General features: G+C 38.8%; 14 protein-coding genes and 2 pseudogenes. 5 read left to right on the top strand and 11 right to left on the bottom strand.

The window, feature by feature from the left end:
* Nucleotides 1–156 precede the first annotated feature (156 nt).
* The 4 genes from QYF49_RS07485 to QYF49_RS07470 form a co-directional block, all read right to left on the bottom strand.
* Entirely contained in the window at nucleotides 157–918 is a 762-nt protein-coding gene (locus QYF49_RS07485; RefSeq protein WP_290398950.1) for a Nif3-like dinuclear metal center hexameric protein, read from the bottom strand.
* A gap of 57 nt (nucleotides 919–975) precedes the next feature.
* On the bottom strand, nucleotides 976–1,611 hold the full coding sequence (locus QYF49_RS07480) for a chloramphenicol phosphotransferase CPT family protein (protein ID WP_290398949.1): 636 nt from the start codon (nucleotides 1,609–1,611) through the stop codon (nucleotides 976–978).
* 134 nt (nucleotides 1,612–1,745) lie between these two features.
* Nucleotides 1,746–2,294 (bottom strand): GNAT family N-acetyltransferase, encoded by a 549-nt coding sequence (locus tag QYF49_RS07475; RefSeq protein ID WP_290398948.1) that lies wholly within the window; start codon nucleotides 2,292–2,294, stop codon nucleotides 1,746–1,748.
* Between the two features lie 175 nt (nucleotides 2,295–2,469).
* A complete protein-coding gene (locus QYF49_RS07470) occupies nucleotides 2,470–2,688 on the bottom strand; it encodes an antibiotic biosynthesis monooxygenase (RefSeq protein WP_290398947.1) in 219 nt (72 codons plus the stop codon).
* 501 nt (nucleotides 2,689–3,189) lie between these two features.
* On the opposite strand from QYF49_RS07470, the gene QYF49_RS07465 reads away from it, so the two are divergent.
* Both QYF49_RS07465 and QYF49_RS07460 read left to right on the top strand, forming a co-directional pair.
* A complete protein-coding gene (locus tag QYF49_RS07465; protein WP_290398946.1) occupies nucleotides 3,190–3,681 on the top strand; it encodes a spore coat protein in 492 nt (163 codons plus the stop codon).
* A gap of 1,112 nt (nucleotides 3,682–4,793) precedes the next feature.
* Nucleotides 4,794–6,212 (top strand): PQQ-dependent sugar dehydrogenase, encoded by a 1,419-nt coding sequence (locus tag QYF49_RS07460; protein ID WP_290398945.1) that lies wholly within the window; start codon nucleotides 4,794–4,796, stop codon nucleotides 6,210–6,212.
* 337 nt (nucleotides 6,213–6,549) lie between these two features.
* Here QYF49_RS07460 and QYF49_RS25980 read toward each other — a convergent pair.
* Nucleotides 6,550–6,705 (bottom strand): annotated as a pseudogene (locus tag QYF49_RS25980) (IS4 family transposase); the annotation flags it as partial.
* Nucleotides 6,706–6,714: 9 nt separating this feature from the next.
* A complete protein-coding gene (locus QYF49_RS07455) occupies nucleotides 6,715–7,827 on the bottom strand; it encodes a polysaccharide deacetylase family protein (protein WP_290398944.1) in 1,113 nt (370 codons plus the stop codon).
* A 409-nt stretch (nucleotides 7,828–8,236) separates the two neighbouring features.
* Between QYF49_RS07455 and QYF49_RS07450 the strand changes: the two genes are divergently transcribed.
* Nucleotides 8,237–9,892 carry a hypothetical protein gene (locus tag QYF49_RS07450; protein ID WP_290398943.1) on the top strand — a complete coding sequence of 552 codons (1,656 nt, stop codon included), beginning with the start codon at nucleotides 8,237–8,239 and terminating at the stop codon, nucleotides 9,890–9,892.
* A 443-nt stretch (nucleotides 9,893–10,335) separates the two neighbouring features.
* A complete protein-coding gene (locus QYF49_RS07445; protein ID WP_290398942.1) occupies nucleotides 10,336–10,692 on the top strand; it encodes an ABC transporter substrate-binding protein in 357 nt (118 codons plus the stop codon).
* A 161-nt stretch (nucleotides 10,693–10,853) separates the two neighbouring features.
* Here QYF49_RS07445 and QYF49_RS07440 read toward each other — a convergent pair whose 3' ends face one another.
* From QYF49_RS07440 to QYF49_RS07425, 5 genes are all read right to left on the bottom strand, one after another.
* On the bottom strand, nucleotides 10,854–11,183 hold the full coding sequence (locus QYF49_RS07440) for a YmaF family protein (RefSeq protein ID WP_290398941.1): 330 nt from the start codon (nucleotides 11,181–11,183) through the stop codon (nucleotides 10,854–10,856).
* Nucleotides 11,184–11,507: 324 nt separating this feature from the next.
* The gene (istB, locus tag QYF49_RS07435) at nucleotides 11,508–12,257 is read right to left on the bottom strand and encodes an IS21-like element helper ATPase IstB (protein ID WP_283889899.1); all 750 of its coding nucleotides are present in this window, start codon (nucleotides 12,255–12,257) and stop codon (nucleotides 11,508–11,510) included.
* On the bottom strand, nucleotides 12,250–13,356 hold the full coding sequence (locus QYF49_RS07430; RefSeq protein ID WP_354005812.1) for a Mu transposase domain-containing protein: 1,107 nt from the start codon (nucleotides 13,354–13,356) through the stop codon (nucleotides 12,250–12,252). The genes istB and QYF49_RS07430 overlap by 8 nt, the downstream gene beginning before the upstream one ends.
* Nucleotides 13,260–13,808 carry a transposase gene (locus QYF49_RS25695; protein WP_354005805.1) on the bottom strand — a complete coding sequence of 183 codons (549 nt, stop codon included), beginning with the start codon at nucleotides 13,806–13,808 and terminating at the stop codon, nucleotides 13,260–13,262. The genes QYF49_RS07430 and QYF49_RS25695 overlap by 97 nt, the downstream gene beginning before the upstream one ends.
* A gap of 182 nt (nucleotides 13,809–13,990) precedes the next feature.
* Entirely contained in the window at nucleotides 13,991–14,572 is a 582-nt protein-coding gene (locus tag QYF49_RS07425; RefSeq protein ID WP_290398940.1) for a YitT family protein, read from the bottom strand.
* A gap of 257 nt (nucleotides 14,573–14,829) precedes the next feature.
* Between QYF49_RS07425 and QYF49_RS07420 the strand changes: the two are divergent.
* Nucleotides 14,830–14,999: pseudogene (locus tag QYF49_RS07420) on the top strand (IS5/IS1182 family transposase); the annotation flags it as partial.
* Nucleotides 15,000–15,147 lie beyond the last annotated feature (148 nt).

Genomic DNA, 15,147 nt, shown 5'->3' with positions numbered 1-15,147 from the left:
AGCATTCCTCATTCAAAGAAATGCTCTATAACTTTAAAAGCTAACCTGCCCCTTTAGTACCATAAGAAAAAGCTGCCTTATAGACAGCTCCAATTTTCAACTAACGGCACCCGTTTGTTTAAGTACAAGTCTTCACAAAGTCGGAAAAACATAAAATCATTTATGATTGAACTCAAAGTGGTCTTCCTTTAACTTAACAAGTTTAATGGCTTTATCTAAATGCTGAATTTTATTTGCTAGACTTTCTACACCAAATATTTCTGTAAAAGTGTGACTACCAACTAAAAGGTTAATCCCTACAAATTGAGCATATTGTATAGTATATAAGGTTGCTTCTCCTGTAATATAGGTATCACAACCTTCTTCAATTGCCATTTTTATATGGTTTGAAGAATGCCCTGCACCTGTTAACACTCCTACCTTCTTTACTTTCTTATCATTATTCCTCCAGGCTCTAACTGGCTCCTCTAACACATCTCTCATTTTTTGAACAAGAAGATGAAAATCAATAGGCTCACTAAATTCTCCTATTCCAGGAACATCCCCATTATTATAAACCGAGTATTTAATAATGTTATCTATACCGACAACATTCATAAGAGAAGTACAAGTGCCAAATTCGCTAAAGTCTAAAGGACCGTGTATCCAGAAGTGACTAATATTATGCTCTTGTAATTTCTTTAGGCATTCCTCTCTTAATCCATAAATAAATTCCCAGGCATCGTGATGAGTAACCATCAAATCAACATTGTTCTTCACAGCTTTTTCAATTGTTTCAATGGATAAATTTGTTGAATATCCAATTCTTGAAATTGAATTATTCGACTTATTAGTAAAACCGTAATCGTCACAAAGTTCTTCTAATAATTCTTCATCAAAAAGTTTTTTAATATGCTGTTCGAATTGCTCTAAGTTCATTATTCTCCCCCTAAGTTTTTTCTTCAACTATTCTGCACCGTTAGTTTAATAACGAATTCAGTTTGTCTCTTCGTTTATCATATCTGCAAGACGCTTAAATGCTGTATTTATGGGATTCTCTTCTAATCTTTTTCGAATCAAATTTGCGCATTCTTCAGGACTTAGAACCGATGTATCTATCTCCAGATCATAGATACCTGGAAAATGAACGGATTTCTGCCACATCATAATGGGTTTTGGTACAGACCCATCTTCAGCGTAGCTATTATTCCAAGTCGCAATTCGTCGCTCCATTACAACATGTAGGGGGCATCGGATACCCACAAATAACACGGGAAAACCCTTCAAAATACTAACACACTTATAAAGAATCGCTCTCCTAGTTGAATAGTGATCGTGATGCCCAACATCAACAACCACGTTCAAACCTAATCGACTGTGTGCTGCAATAGATTCGTACATAGCCTGATACAAGGTAACGATTAATGGCTCTAAATCAGGGCGTTCGCCTCCAGGTCTTAATCCAATTCCAGGTTGGTAGCGTTGAGGGGTCATTCGAATAAAATTATCAACACCTAAATTCATCCAAACTCCATCAAACGTATTTTGGACAATGGTTGCTATACTTGATTTTCCTGACCGAGGAGTTCCGTTCAGAATGACGATCTTACCTAATTGATTTGTATTTAGCACTCTCTTTCCTCCTCTTACCATAGATGTAACAGTTTTATTTGCTAACCTGCCCCGTTAGCACAATAAAAAATGGGATCACCGTAGCCATCCTACTTTAAGCACCCGCAGTTTAATAACTTGAGAAAGATTGTTCTCTAATTCCTATCAAACCTTCCCATCAATATGGTATTATAGTAATTTCCGTCAGTTAGAATTTTGTCTTTTTTTAAAATACCTTCCACTTCAAAACCGTATCTTTTATAAAGCTCTATAGCCTTATCATTCGTTTCGAGAACACTCAAAGTTATTTTCTTAATTTCATTTGAGTCTGCCCAATGAATAGATTCTTTTAAAAGGTTTTTTCCTATACCGTATCCCCAATATTCTTTTAATACACAGACTCCAAATTCTACTTTATGAGAACTTCTTTTCAATTTGTTCCCTTCACACCTTGAAAAACCTACAATTCTTTCATTAACTTCAGCAACTAAAAATAGGTTACTTACACTTTCTGTATCATCATTAATTATCTGTTTAAAACCTGATTCGTCTATGTACGCCTCGCCTTTTTCTCTATCCATATTTTCTGTTTCGCCATCTATCTGCACTCTTACTTCAGACATGTTTTTCGCATCTTTCTCTTTTGCAGACCTTATAATATAACGCAAATTACGAATATAAAAATCTTTTTGAGTAACCCTCATTAAAAACTCCTCCCAACATTCATTGTTAAACAAACATGCCCGTTAGCTCAATAAGAAAAGCTACCTGATATGGCAGCTTAATCTTAAGGTAATGAAAAGCGCTTATTGATCATTGCTCAACGTAATTGCAAAAAAAGATTTAATCCTCCACACTCTAAATCGTTGTAGGCCTTTTTTACACATTACTTTTAATTAACCATTCTACTTCTGTTAGTTTTTGTTTTTGCACATTTTTGGTGTGTGGTTTGGTAAAATCAATATTTACACTTCTTCTTTTTGCCAAGTTTACCCAAAGTATTATTTTTCGTTCTGTTGGTACAAGAGGATAAGCATGGAATTTGATACATCCTTCTTCTTTATTAGTTTCTTCCTCAAATTTTTTGAACTCCCTCATTATTTCATTAAGTTCTTATCTAATAATTTTCAAACATGTAGTTATGTAATGCATAGATGAGATTCCCCTCCTCGAAGATTTTTAAATCAAACTTAAGAATCCTGCCCCTTTAGGTTAAAATAATTATTTCAAAACTCAGCCATTTGAGCAATGATAGCATTCTCTAAAAAGCGATATCGTCTAAAAAGAAATCTATATCATCAACTAGCACTTCATCTGCTCTATACAAGGCGTGGATGAAAGCCTGGAACCCATCAGTTTTTCTTCTGAATTCATCTTTCTTTAGTTATTCTTTGTTGCCGTCTTTTTTGATATGGGCAATATGAAACTCACAAAAGGAAGAACTTCCTCTAGTTGTTATCGATTGCTAAAAAGCAAAAAAAGGGCGCTAAAAATAAAATATAAATGCAAGTTTACAAGACGTTTATCTATACCAAGCTATCAATTCTTGCATTTAATGTAATAAAGAAATACAAGAAATTGAAATTGGAGGAAAAAACAATGGGTTTATTCGATAATAATTGTGAAATGGCAGCGGGAGCTCAGCAAAATGATAGAAAATGTCATCCTTGCTGCAATGGAAATACTAGTAGGTTTAATGCATTTGCTGAAAATGGGGGTCTTAATTTCGACCTCGCTCAAGCTGACGTTCAAAAACAAGTTACTGAAAGATGTATTACAGTCAAGGATTCCTGTGATGTGTTTGTTGAAGTCGAGTCTGAACAAACTTCGATTGTCGTTCAAACGATGGTAAACGCGATCACTGTTGTAATTACGGCCACTCTATCAAACCTTGATCTGAATGATGATCTGCTTCAGGCAGATTTCCTGCAACTGTTCGAGCAAAAACAAGTAACACGCGACAAAATTTGCATTGAGAATTCAAGAGGCGTTCGAGTAGAAGCAGAAACTGAACAAGCGGCGATCGCTGTCCAAACGATGACCAATGTATTGACAGTAGTTCTTACGTTAATTGCTTCCAACGCATCCTAATTATAAAATACACCTGAATGAAAGTTCAGGTGTTTTTTTTATTATCAGAACGACACCTTATGACCAAAGAACTGGTGAATGGTGAAAATCATATGTATTGCTGTCTCATAGTATAAAATGATCCCCCTTACACAAAAAGGAACCCGATCAGATATGACCGGGTTACAAAGGAAAAAGTTTATTCGGATTACTTTAATATATGCAAAGAATAAGACAAAAGTTACTGAAGAAATAGGTCCAATACGGGTTTTCCAGAGTTGAACAAGGATTAGAATCTACAATCAATGCCAAAACAACTTAATAAAAGAGAGAGAGGATTCTTATCCCTGTGACCCCACCAAAATAAAAACCCTCTCATATTGAATTCCACACCTCTCGATACTTGATAAATTCCGCAAAAGATAACGAATTCTTTTAATTACACTTACTAAAAACTTTCTTTTTATTTTTTTCATACCCCCCTCTTCCTTTATCTTCCTATTCAATTATAGATAAATGAGGTCAAAAATTCTAATAAAAAAAGAGCCACATATCATCTATGGCTCTTTTTTCTATTATATTGAGAATTATGTTTGTGGTGAACCTGGTATTAATAAACTCCTGTATGTCAAAATACCGTTTTGGTGTACCATCCGTATAAGCTAACCCCCAATTCGTGATTTGGAGCTTTATCATGTACTTTCATACTTCCACCACTATATTGAGTACCTTCATAGTAATAAGTTATGTTTGGATACAAAGCACTACAAGGTACTCCCACATCATGATTTGTTCTCCATATAACCTTTGTACTTGTTAAAGAGTCTCTGGTAATTTTGATTCCACTTGATGATGATGAATTAGCTTTTTTCAATACTTGTGTCCCTGCTGCATCATCGTATTATATACTTTGTCCAACGCTCGGATCGTGATCGATAGCCGTTCCAAACAACCATCCAGCATAAACATCTGATCTTGTTCTATACTTTGAAGACCATATATCGTATCCTCTGTTATCTCCATGAAAATAGGTACCGGGAACAATGGATTTGCAAACGCTTATTTTGTACTAATAGAACAGTTCCAATCATATTCTTATAAAAGAAAAAAAATCAGAAGGAGTGTATAGTTAGTTGAAAAACGTTAAGGTTAGTTTACGGCCCATTGTGAGTAAGTTAAATTTACCCACTGTTTTGAAAACAACTATACTTCCGGGTGACACAATTGAAAGATTATTTATAGCAACCCAGGTAGGAGAGATCTTTTACATAGGAAACTCAAGTGTAAGGACTTTTTTAGATATTCGCCCGCGAATCATAAAACTAGGTGCTTCTGAACTAGGGGTTTCTGGTGGTGGGTATGATGAACGGGGATTGCTAGGGCTGGCGTTTCATCCCGAATTTTATTACAACGGTCTGTTTTATCTTCATTTTTCTGTGGCTGGAACACAAGGTCCAGGTGCTCTTCCTGAACCTTTTCATCCTAACCCGTGTGATCCAAGAACCCTAAACCTCAAGTGGTTAAATAGAGAAACTCAATATGATCATATCGATACAGTTGAAGAATGGATTTTACAACCGAATGGTCAACCTCAAAAACGACGGACATTACTTAACTTGAGAAGACCATTTTTAAATCATAACGGTGTTAATAGCTTAAACTTTTCACCTGAAACAGGAAAACTTGTTTTAACAACCGGAGATGGGGGATCTGGCTATGATCCATTTAATTTAAGCCAAGATGATATGGAAATAGCCGGTAAAATAATTGAAATTGATGTAGTTAAGAATACATTTATCTATAATCCACCCGTAGTCACACGTTTTAATGAACTTCCTGCACCTATTCAGGAAACGCTTAAAGTAATTGCCAAAGGGGTTCGCAATATACCAGGCATTTCATTTCAAAGGTTTTATAATGAGTATGTCAAATATGTGGGAAATGTCGGACAGGATTTTGCAGAGTCCATTTTTGCATTCGTTCATTTTAGACCAATACCGGTTACTCAGCTTATTCAAACTTATTCAATTGAACCTGTCCAAGAAGACTATATTAACTTTGGCTGGCGGGGGTGGGAAGGTGATTTCCCTACTTCTATTATAAGGGGCTGCTCTGCGAATCCGACCTTGGATGAGAAAACTATTGCTTATTACAATGAAGCAATAAAAACTTCAGTGAGGCGTCTTCAGCCTTTAACTAGTTATTTTCATAAAGATCCCCGACCCGATAAGTTTGGAGGAACTGCGCTTACAGGAGTCCAGCCATATATCGGGAATGGAATCCCCGATTTAAAGGGAAGCGTTGTGTTTACCGATCTTGCCCAGGAATCTCAATCTCCGGCTAGAGGGGTTTTAGCTTATACCAAGGTAAGAACAGATGGTAAACTCAATGATTATAGTGTTATTAAAACAGATTATAATTTTGGGTCTCAATCAGCTTATTACGTTACTTTGGGAACGAATCTGGATCAGACCAGACTATATTTAGGGGTTTATGGCTCTATGAAAGTGACTGATTTTAACCAAGGTACTGTTTTTGAAATTGTTCCATGATTCATAACAAATATTCTGCTTAATACCAGATAAAATCCTTCTTGGATTAAGTTGAATCGAAATATAAAACATACAAGAGTGCAGGCATACTCCCTCGTTTTGAAGCTGTAGGGCTGGGGACACGAAACAAGTTTTAGCTCTGCAAGGGTACAAAAGGTAAAATAAGTGGACTTTTCCAAAAGCTGAAGCCCTTTTTTCCTGCTCCGGCATATTTACCCTTGCAAATATCGCGATCATTGAGCTTCTCCCTTTTGTACTTAACTCAACTTTCGGATATGGTAAATCAACCTCAACCCAAAAGGGAAAATTGAGGTTTAACATGTTGTTACGCCTTGAGAGTGATAAGTAAGGCTAACCAATTATTTAACCGATTCCGATCGCGGACAAAGATAATCCGAGCTTGGACTTCCTTTCCGCTTTCCTCGTCAGGACCCAATCCGACAACGATCGAAGCGAGAATTTTGGGACGGCCACGTTTTTTGTGAACCTTTTTACCTACAGGTTACTCCTTCTTCACTAGCCGATTTATTGTTTCTTTAAAGTCGTTTATGATGTCTCGTATTTTCTGAACGGTTGCTCGCCATCCTGTTTCATCCTCTCCGTTTCCAGGTGTGTATAAGGTTGCCTCATTTTCGTCTATATCGTCTATCAGGGTTGGAACGGTAACAAATTTGTACCCTTTTGCACGTAATTGGTCAATAATTTCAGGCAAAGCTTTAACCGTTTCAAATTTCCCGGAGGCATGATAGGAATGCTGAAGAGCAATAACTCCAGGAGCCGCGTCCTTGTTGACTGCTGATACAATTTGTTCAGAAGGTCTACCTTCCCAATCCTTAGTATCTGCTGTCCATATAATCGAACGGTAGCCTTGTTTATTAAGCATACTTACCTGGTGATCGTTGATTTCTCCCATTGGCGGCCGGAATAAATGGGTTTTAGCACCTGTAACTTTTTCAATTTCTTCGCTTGTGGCCTGGACATCATTCTCTAATTCCTGATCTGTTAGCTGCGGTACATTCTGGTGATCCCACGTATGATTCCCAATCACATGACCTTCTCTATGAATTTGTTTCAGTACTTCAGGATGTTGTTTTGCCTGCTCTCCGATCACAAAGAAAGTAGCTTTAACACCTTTTTCTTTTAAGATTTTTAAAATTTGAGGAGTATAGCGGTTATCCGGTCCGTCATCAAACGTAAGGGCGATTTGTTTCTTACTGGTATTCCCCATATAATACCCGGTTGTTTGTTTCATAGGCACGTTCAAGTTTTGCCCCACGTTCAATTTTTGCCCGGGATGATAATCCTTAATCTGAGGGTTAGCTCGTTTCATTTTCGATGTCGAAACACCATATTTACTTGAGAGTTTCGAAATGGTGTCTCCTGCTTTTACACTATGCTTATTTGGATTGGGGATCTCTAAGCGCTGTCCATCTGCGAGACCAGTAGAGAATAATTTGTTTAGGTTTACAATCCGATCTTGAGACGTATGATATTTGTTGGAAATTTTCTTAACGGTATCACCTGGTTGAACGGTATAAGATGCAGCGGATGCAAGATGGCTAACCGTGAGTTGACTTACTAAGCATATTGCTAATAAAGAACCAATTTTCTTCACATGCTGTCCCTCCTAGGAGTTATGAACTGATCTCGACAAAAATGTTATCCCTCTCCGAGTCCTCAGTAGTATTTTTCGACAAATGGATCTATTTTTGACCGTGAAAGAAAGGGAAGAAAATAGAGCGACAATACGTAAATGGTAGTAAAACCCAGTAAGTCTTCTATTCGGGTCATTGTGCAGAATGGGGGGCGTCATTCGAAATTTGATCTGAGTAACTTTTATTTACATACTTTTAATTCGATTGTAATGGTACCTACCTCATTCTTCGCTTACAATTAGACATTGTAAATAGGCGATGACAATCATGTGTAGAAAACTACTCGTTAACACCTTTTTCTCCTAAATTTTACGTAGAAAGGGGTATGAATTTGATGCCTATTAATCGAAGAAAACAGGAGGAAAGATTATGAAAAGATTGGGGTTTTATTTTCTTCTAACATCCTTTTTTATCAGCGTTTTCACTGGGTTTGCCGCACCTAAATCAGCTGATGCAGCAGAAGCGGCAAAACCAGGAAACATTCTTGGAGATTATGCCGGGGTTATCCGGGAGACATCACCCCGTTCCGATGGGATTTATCATATTGATACACCTAGTTCCATCGAGAAGATGAAAGAATTACATATCAACACCTATTATTTTCTGATTTGGCACGAAAAAACAGATTGGGATGACCTGAGAAACGAATTTTTACCTGCTGCCCAAAAGGCCGGAATCAATGTGGTTGTCTATGTTGTTCCCCCAACTGAATCCACTGGTGAGCGAAAATCCTACCCTTACACCACTGATTACCTTGCATGGTCCAGAGAAATAGCAAAATTATCTGTTCAATATCCCAATGTGATCGGTTGGGCTATCGATGATTTTAATCATAATCTTAACAAATTCACCCCGGAGTATATGGACCAAATGAAGAAAACGTCAGAAGCAATTAATCCTGACCTATTTTTTACTCCTCTCATGTATTTCGATTCATTGAATGAACCTTTTCTTCAGACACGTGGAGCATATATTGATGGTGTGATCATAGCCTTCAGAGATGGCGTCTACCGGAATACACAGGTATTTGCGTCAGAACAGGAACAAATCGATGCAGCATTTAGCCTGCTCAGCAAATATAATCTGTCGTTATATTGGATGATCTATGCCTCTCAATTGTCGAACACTCCTGCAAATCCATCGGCAAACTATATAAGAGAAGCGACTCAAATTGCGTTGAAGAATATGAAGCAGGGAAAAATCAAGGGAACCATCTCCTATGTCCTCAAAAAGAACTTTGAACCTGAACCAACCGACGATAAGGCATATGACGATAAAGGATATTTAAACTTTTTTATAGGAAGTGGCGTCCCAAGTTCTGCTGGTAATTACACGCAGGCATCCCAGCGAGTGCGGGTGAATAACTCCGACAACTATTCATTAACGTTCCAGACCATGAACCTTGGAGCAGACGTCTCCGGTTACCATAAAAAACAGCTGCTGGTTGATGGCAAGGTGGTCTGGGAACAGGATACTGCTGAAATAGTTCCCGACCTGCTTTGGAAACCAGTTACTGTAGATCTGAAACCGTATCTGACTGGAAAATCCTGGGCGAATATAACTTTCCGTTTTTATGAGAGGAAGGGAGTAAATAATTTCTGGACGTATGCAGGGTTTGATGCCTTGCAGCCAGTTGGTTTTACCGTAAACAACCCAAACTTTACCGATACAACCAGCTGGAATTTCTCATCTAACTATTCGGGTATCATCGGTGAGATCTTGCAATATGATGAACAGAGACGTGAGCGTGCATATAATCATATCAAGGTTTCCTATGCAACGTATGAATTGTATTCTTCCATTTACTCTTCAAATGTTGAATCTTCAACAAAAAGCAGCCTTCTTAAAAAGGCAGCAGCCATCATGACCTACCACTTTGGAGATCAAAATGACAGGGCAATTCAAGGTCTTGACAGTTTACAAAGCAAGATTGCTTCCTTAAAAGGAAAAGGAATATCTGTTGATCAGGCTGAAGCCTGGGAGGCCTTGATTAAGGAACTTAAGGAATATTATTCTGCTGTATAGCGTTTATTCTAAAAAGTTATGACGAGGTGAAGCGGTGTTTTATTAAAAAGCCTTTATATTTGTGACTAAAAAGCTGATCGCTGGTGATTCACTGGCGATCGGCCTTTTTCTCCGTTGGTTCAACATTCGTTTTCATGCGTTTCGTCTGGATTACCCATGCTGCTACTTCAAGGTGTTATCTAGAGCTAACTTCTTTAATGGGGTAGTACCAGCGAAGCTGTCACTACCCGCAGTAAGGTTCTTAAATTAGAAATGCAAAATATCTTCTATCTCCGAAACCCTTTATTCAATTGGAATTCGTGCCACAATGGAGAAGAAAAGAGTCTGGCGTAATCAAGCGGATCGGATTCAATCTGTTTTATCGGAAAAGAAGTGGATGGATATAGAGAGCCGGGTAAGAGAAAGTTGTTACGAAAAACAGTTCTTTATAGGAATTATGTTTTATGGTAGTTGAAGAGCTAAGAGTAAGTCCGATATACGCAATCTATGAGGCTAAATGTTTTAAAGTTAAACAAAGCAATGCCGAAATAACCATATTAAATGAAATGATAACATTAGCTGGCGAACCTAATGTTTTTGGTGATATTGAAAAAGGCTGGTCTAGCGTTTCTTGGGAGGAAGTTTTAAATCGCAATCCTGACATTATTGTTTTTATCGATTACGGAGAAACAACTCTTGAACAAAAAAAGAACTTTTTATTAAATCACCATGCACTTAGTGGTGTCAAAGCAATAAAAGAAGAACGGTTTGTAGTGCTTCCATTGTCTGCAGCTGCGGAAGGTATCAAGGGTCCAAGTTAGCAAAAAATTTTTATCTTGAAAAATTCTAGGTCTTTAGATCGGTTTAGTTCATATGCTTTTTGCAACATGAATCAGAATTAATCTACAGCAATGAAAAATTCAGTAACCTTGCACTTTAAGGGAGTTCTTCAGCAATAAAAAAACCCTTAGATTTTTAAAATCTAAGGGCTAATGTTCCTTCCTGTCCTTCCCGAGTAATAATGTACGTGTCCATTATTAAAGGTGGTTGTTCCAGAAAACTCATGATAATGTGTCCCATCGCTCAGATGGACAGCAGGTCCTGTGTCTCCTGAAAAACCATGAACATGCCCATCTGCAAAAGTGGTTTTTCCCTCATAGTAATGAACATGAGCAACGGTGTTATTTACTGGCGTTGTTGTTCCCTGAACGTTGTGCGAATGTCCGTTATTTATCGTCGTTTCCGTGGCATATTGATGTCGATGAAGAACTCTGTCATTCCATTCTATTTGTTCAATATCATGCTCGTGCACAGAACCCCCTCCTTATTCTTTTACTTTTGAATATATATGTAACAAATTAAACAACTATAACTCCAATCTTGATGTACACCAGCCACTTTTCCACCAAACCAGTAATTAAGAGCATAAGTTAGAGGCCATCTCGGCACCACCTTGGAGGCTGATTACAGCCATTAAAACTTACCGCATCTGCCATCTTATTTACCACTGAGTGACGTATGCTTTACCGTTTTGTGCCAATTTACTGACCATCTCACACAGGGAAGCCCTACAGGCCAAAGTCATTGGGTCTGCAGGGCTTCCGTTTTGCTTTCCTCAAGGTGCCTCAGGCACCGTTTATCTCTGAGCTAATCCGTGGCGCTCGCGCATAGAGACCTCCCCATCAATCAATATCTGATAGGAGTCATGGATGATCCGGTCGAGTATCGCTTCTGCGATGGTTTCGTTCCCTAATCTCAAGTGCCACCCGCTAGGATCGATTTGTGAGCAGTAGATGGTGGAGACTGTTTTATGTCGGGACTCGGAAATCTCAAGCAGAATTGCTGCTTCATCAGTCGTCAGATCAGTTAAAAGCCATTCGTCGAGAATGAGTAGGTCCACTTTTGTGTATTTTTTGATGAGTCGTCGATAACTTCCGTCAGCTGCCAGCTTCGCTAACGTGAGTTCATCAAGCAGTTCGGGTAATCGGATATACCGCACTCTGAAGGATTGCCGACAAGCTGATACGCCAAATGCGGTCGCAAGGTAAGTTTTTCCCGATCCTGTCGGACCCTTCAAAATCAGATTATGGCCATCCAAGATGTAAGCGCCACTGGCCAGCTTCAGTATCTGCTCTTTGTTCAGGCGGCGATCTGCGTGGTATTCAATATCTTCGATACAGGCATTAGAATTTATGAAAGAGGCGGCGTTGATCAGCCGATGCAGCTTATTGTTTTTTCGACGGGAATGTTCCAAATCGACGAGTAACGAAAAGCGCTCATCAAAGTCCATTTTTTGAAAATCTCTATTGGACGCCTGTTCCGCATAGGCCTCGGCCATCCCATTTAATTTCATTTCATTCAACTTGGTCATCGTTTGCTCATTCATTGGTATCCGCCCCTCCGTAATAGGCTGCTCCGCGCATGAAGCCATAATGGTTGTTGGTGCTTTCTGCCTTTCTTTTCAGCTCTAGCTCGGCATCATTTTTTTTGTTGTTCGCCAATAAGGTTTGGATACCTTTGACCGTAGGTCTGGCGGTCATCGAGATGATCATCTTACAGGCACGCTCAATTTCATACTTAGAGTATCGCCGTTCTGTCTTCTTCAGTGAAAAAATCGATTGAAGGGCCAACTTTTCTGTCTGCGAAGAGTCCAAAAGGTAGTGAATGACTTTTAAAGTGTTCCCACCGATGCTGCCCGCCCATTCCTTAGCGTTCTCTGGTGTCTGGTCGACATAGAGTTTATGGTTGTCAGGCATGTGGTCATGGGTCGTGGCCAACTGTCCAAACTTCCCATATAATCTTTTGTGAGAAGCGATTCGCATATGGTTGAAATAGATCTCGACGAGATTTTCTGAGAGACGTACCTCAACTTGCCGATTGATGTATTCATAAGGGACGGAATAAAACATGCTCTCGACAGAGACATGATAATCTGGTCGGACTTTAGCTGTCCTCCACTCAGACATTTTGTACGGTATTTCGGGAAGAGGAGAAAGGGCAAACTTCTCTTCTTCTTCAAAGGCGGAGAATCGACAACCCTGCTTTCGTGTAAAGGATCTGTGATTGAACTCTTCTAATTTTCCGCGAACCTCCCGGTTCAACTCTTCGATGCTGAAGCAGTGAGTATTCCTTAGTGCGGCGATAATCCAAGTGGAGATGACACCAACAGACCCTTCGACACTTGGCTTGTCTTTCGGAGCCCCTACTCGCGCGGGCATGACCACTGTTCCGTAATGGTCCGCCATCTCCCTGTATGTCGGATTGAGGACAAGCTCGCGCAACGTATGTTTGGTGACGCCGGCTTTCAGATTGTCTGGAATGACAATCTGTGTGCTTCCCCCGAAGTACGAGTACGCATGGTTATGGGCCGTGATCCAAGCGGACAAGTTCATGGACAAACTGGCTTCCGCATAAGACAACTGGCTGCACGGCAAGGTCGCCACGAAAATATAGGCTTTCGCTTTTTCACCTGTGTCCCGGTCAATGATGAAGGCGGTGGAACCGGCCCAGTCAACTTCCATGACTTCTCCTGGTTTGCGGCGGATATGCGAAGCGTTGCCTTGTGTTTGTTCGCATAACTACTGTAATGGCGCACAAAACTCCGATAGGAGTAAGGAATTTTCTTGTTTACACGGCACTCCGTCTCATATTCATGATGGAGGAGCGACAACGTGACATTCGGTTTGGCCAGTTCTTTGTGGATGTGGTCAAAGTCGATGGGCTGCCTTCCTGAAGCCTTCAAAGATTTTTCAGGGAACAAAAATTCCTCGAGCCATTTGTCGGTCACATCTTCGTCTAATGGTTCTTTCAGCCCTTTTCTCTCTGCTCGCTCAATCACCTCCGTCACTTTTTGTCTCGAATTGCCTGTGCTTGACGCGATGCTTCTTAAGCTGAATCCTTCCTCCTTCAACCTCAAAATCCTGGAATATTGAAGCATAAAAAATACCTCCTATGTATCGATGTCACACCTGAGGATGTGCACATCAATTATATAGAGGCATTATATTTGTTTGGTCGGTATCATGTCCTCAACTGGTAAATTCTTTGTCACTCTTTGGTAAATAAGATGTCAGACGTGGTACATTTCAATGGCTGTAATCAGGAGGCTGATATTTCATTCTACACGTATACCTTAATACTTTTAATTGAGGTTATAATTGTTGCAGTTAATCCAGCTATTATAACGATTGTCAAAGAATATATTAGTCTTTCATCTCTAAGGGTTAAGATTCCAATAAAAATAATAATGGCATCTAATAATAACAAAGCCATTCCAACATTTATAGAAAATAATTTCGAAATAATCAATGCTAGTAAGTCAATTCCCCCAGGACTGATATGTTCCCTCAACATAAATCCTAAACCAATGCCAATAGCGGTACCACCAAGGAGAACACTACATAAAGTTGACATGTGTACCATAAACTGAATTGGCGTTAACAAATAAATTATTACACTAGAGATTAAAACCCCTAACAACCCGTTAAAAAAATAGGTTTTATCATATAGACGGGCAACTATAAAAATCGGAGCATTTAAGCAAATAAAGGTAATGGCAACCTTAAACCCAAGTAAATAATTAAGAATTAAACTAACGCCCCATAATCCTCCATTAATTAAGTGAATCGGAATAATAAACCCGTTTATGCCAATTCCCATCAGTAAGCTTGATAAAACTGTTATTTTAATTTTTCGAATCATGAAATCATTCCTTGTCCAAATCATATATAGAATATATATGGTCAGGAAAAATAATTATACGCCACAAAGATTCAGAACCAATTGAAACTATACCTTTCATTTTCATTACGTAGACATAACAAATAAGATGCATGATAAAATGCATCTTGTTAAACACCTTGTTACTTAGTTTCATAAAGAGTATTTATAAGCGAAAAGCCAAATAAAAAGCCTATCCCCTATATTATGTGTACCCTATAGTGTAGACACATAGGGTACATAAGGAACAGGAAGCATTCCAAAACAGTGAAGAGTTTAAAGAACTAGCACGTTCACGTTAAAAATTGAAGCAAAAAATAGGGAATTTAAACATGGACAAGGGTATGATACGGCATCAACTGCGGGTCTATTTGGTATGGAAATACAAGGTGCAACAACAAAAAGGTAAATGAAAATAGGCACTTTCTTAGTACGAAAACGTTCAAGAAGGTGCCTAATTTTTTATGAAGTGATCCTAGCCTTTTTTAAAATGTCCTTCACATGGGGTAAACTTTACGAAGAGATGGCTTTTATTCACCTTGTTTTTTCTTGATTAG

It is taken from the genome of Fictibacillus terranigra (assembly GCF_030412265.1).
Taxonomy (GTDB): domain Bacteria; phylum Bacillota; class Bacilli; order Bacillales; family Fictibacillaceae; genus Fictibacillus_C; species Fictibacillus_C terrinigri.
The sequence above is the reverse complement of the archived record's forward strand: the minus strand, read 5'-3'. Positions and strand labels throughout refer to the sequence as shown.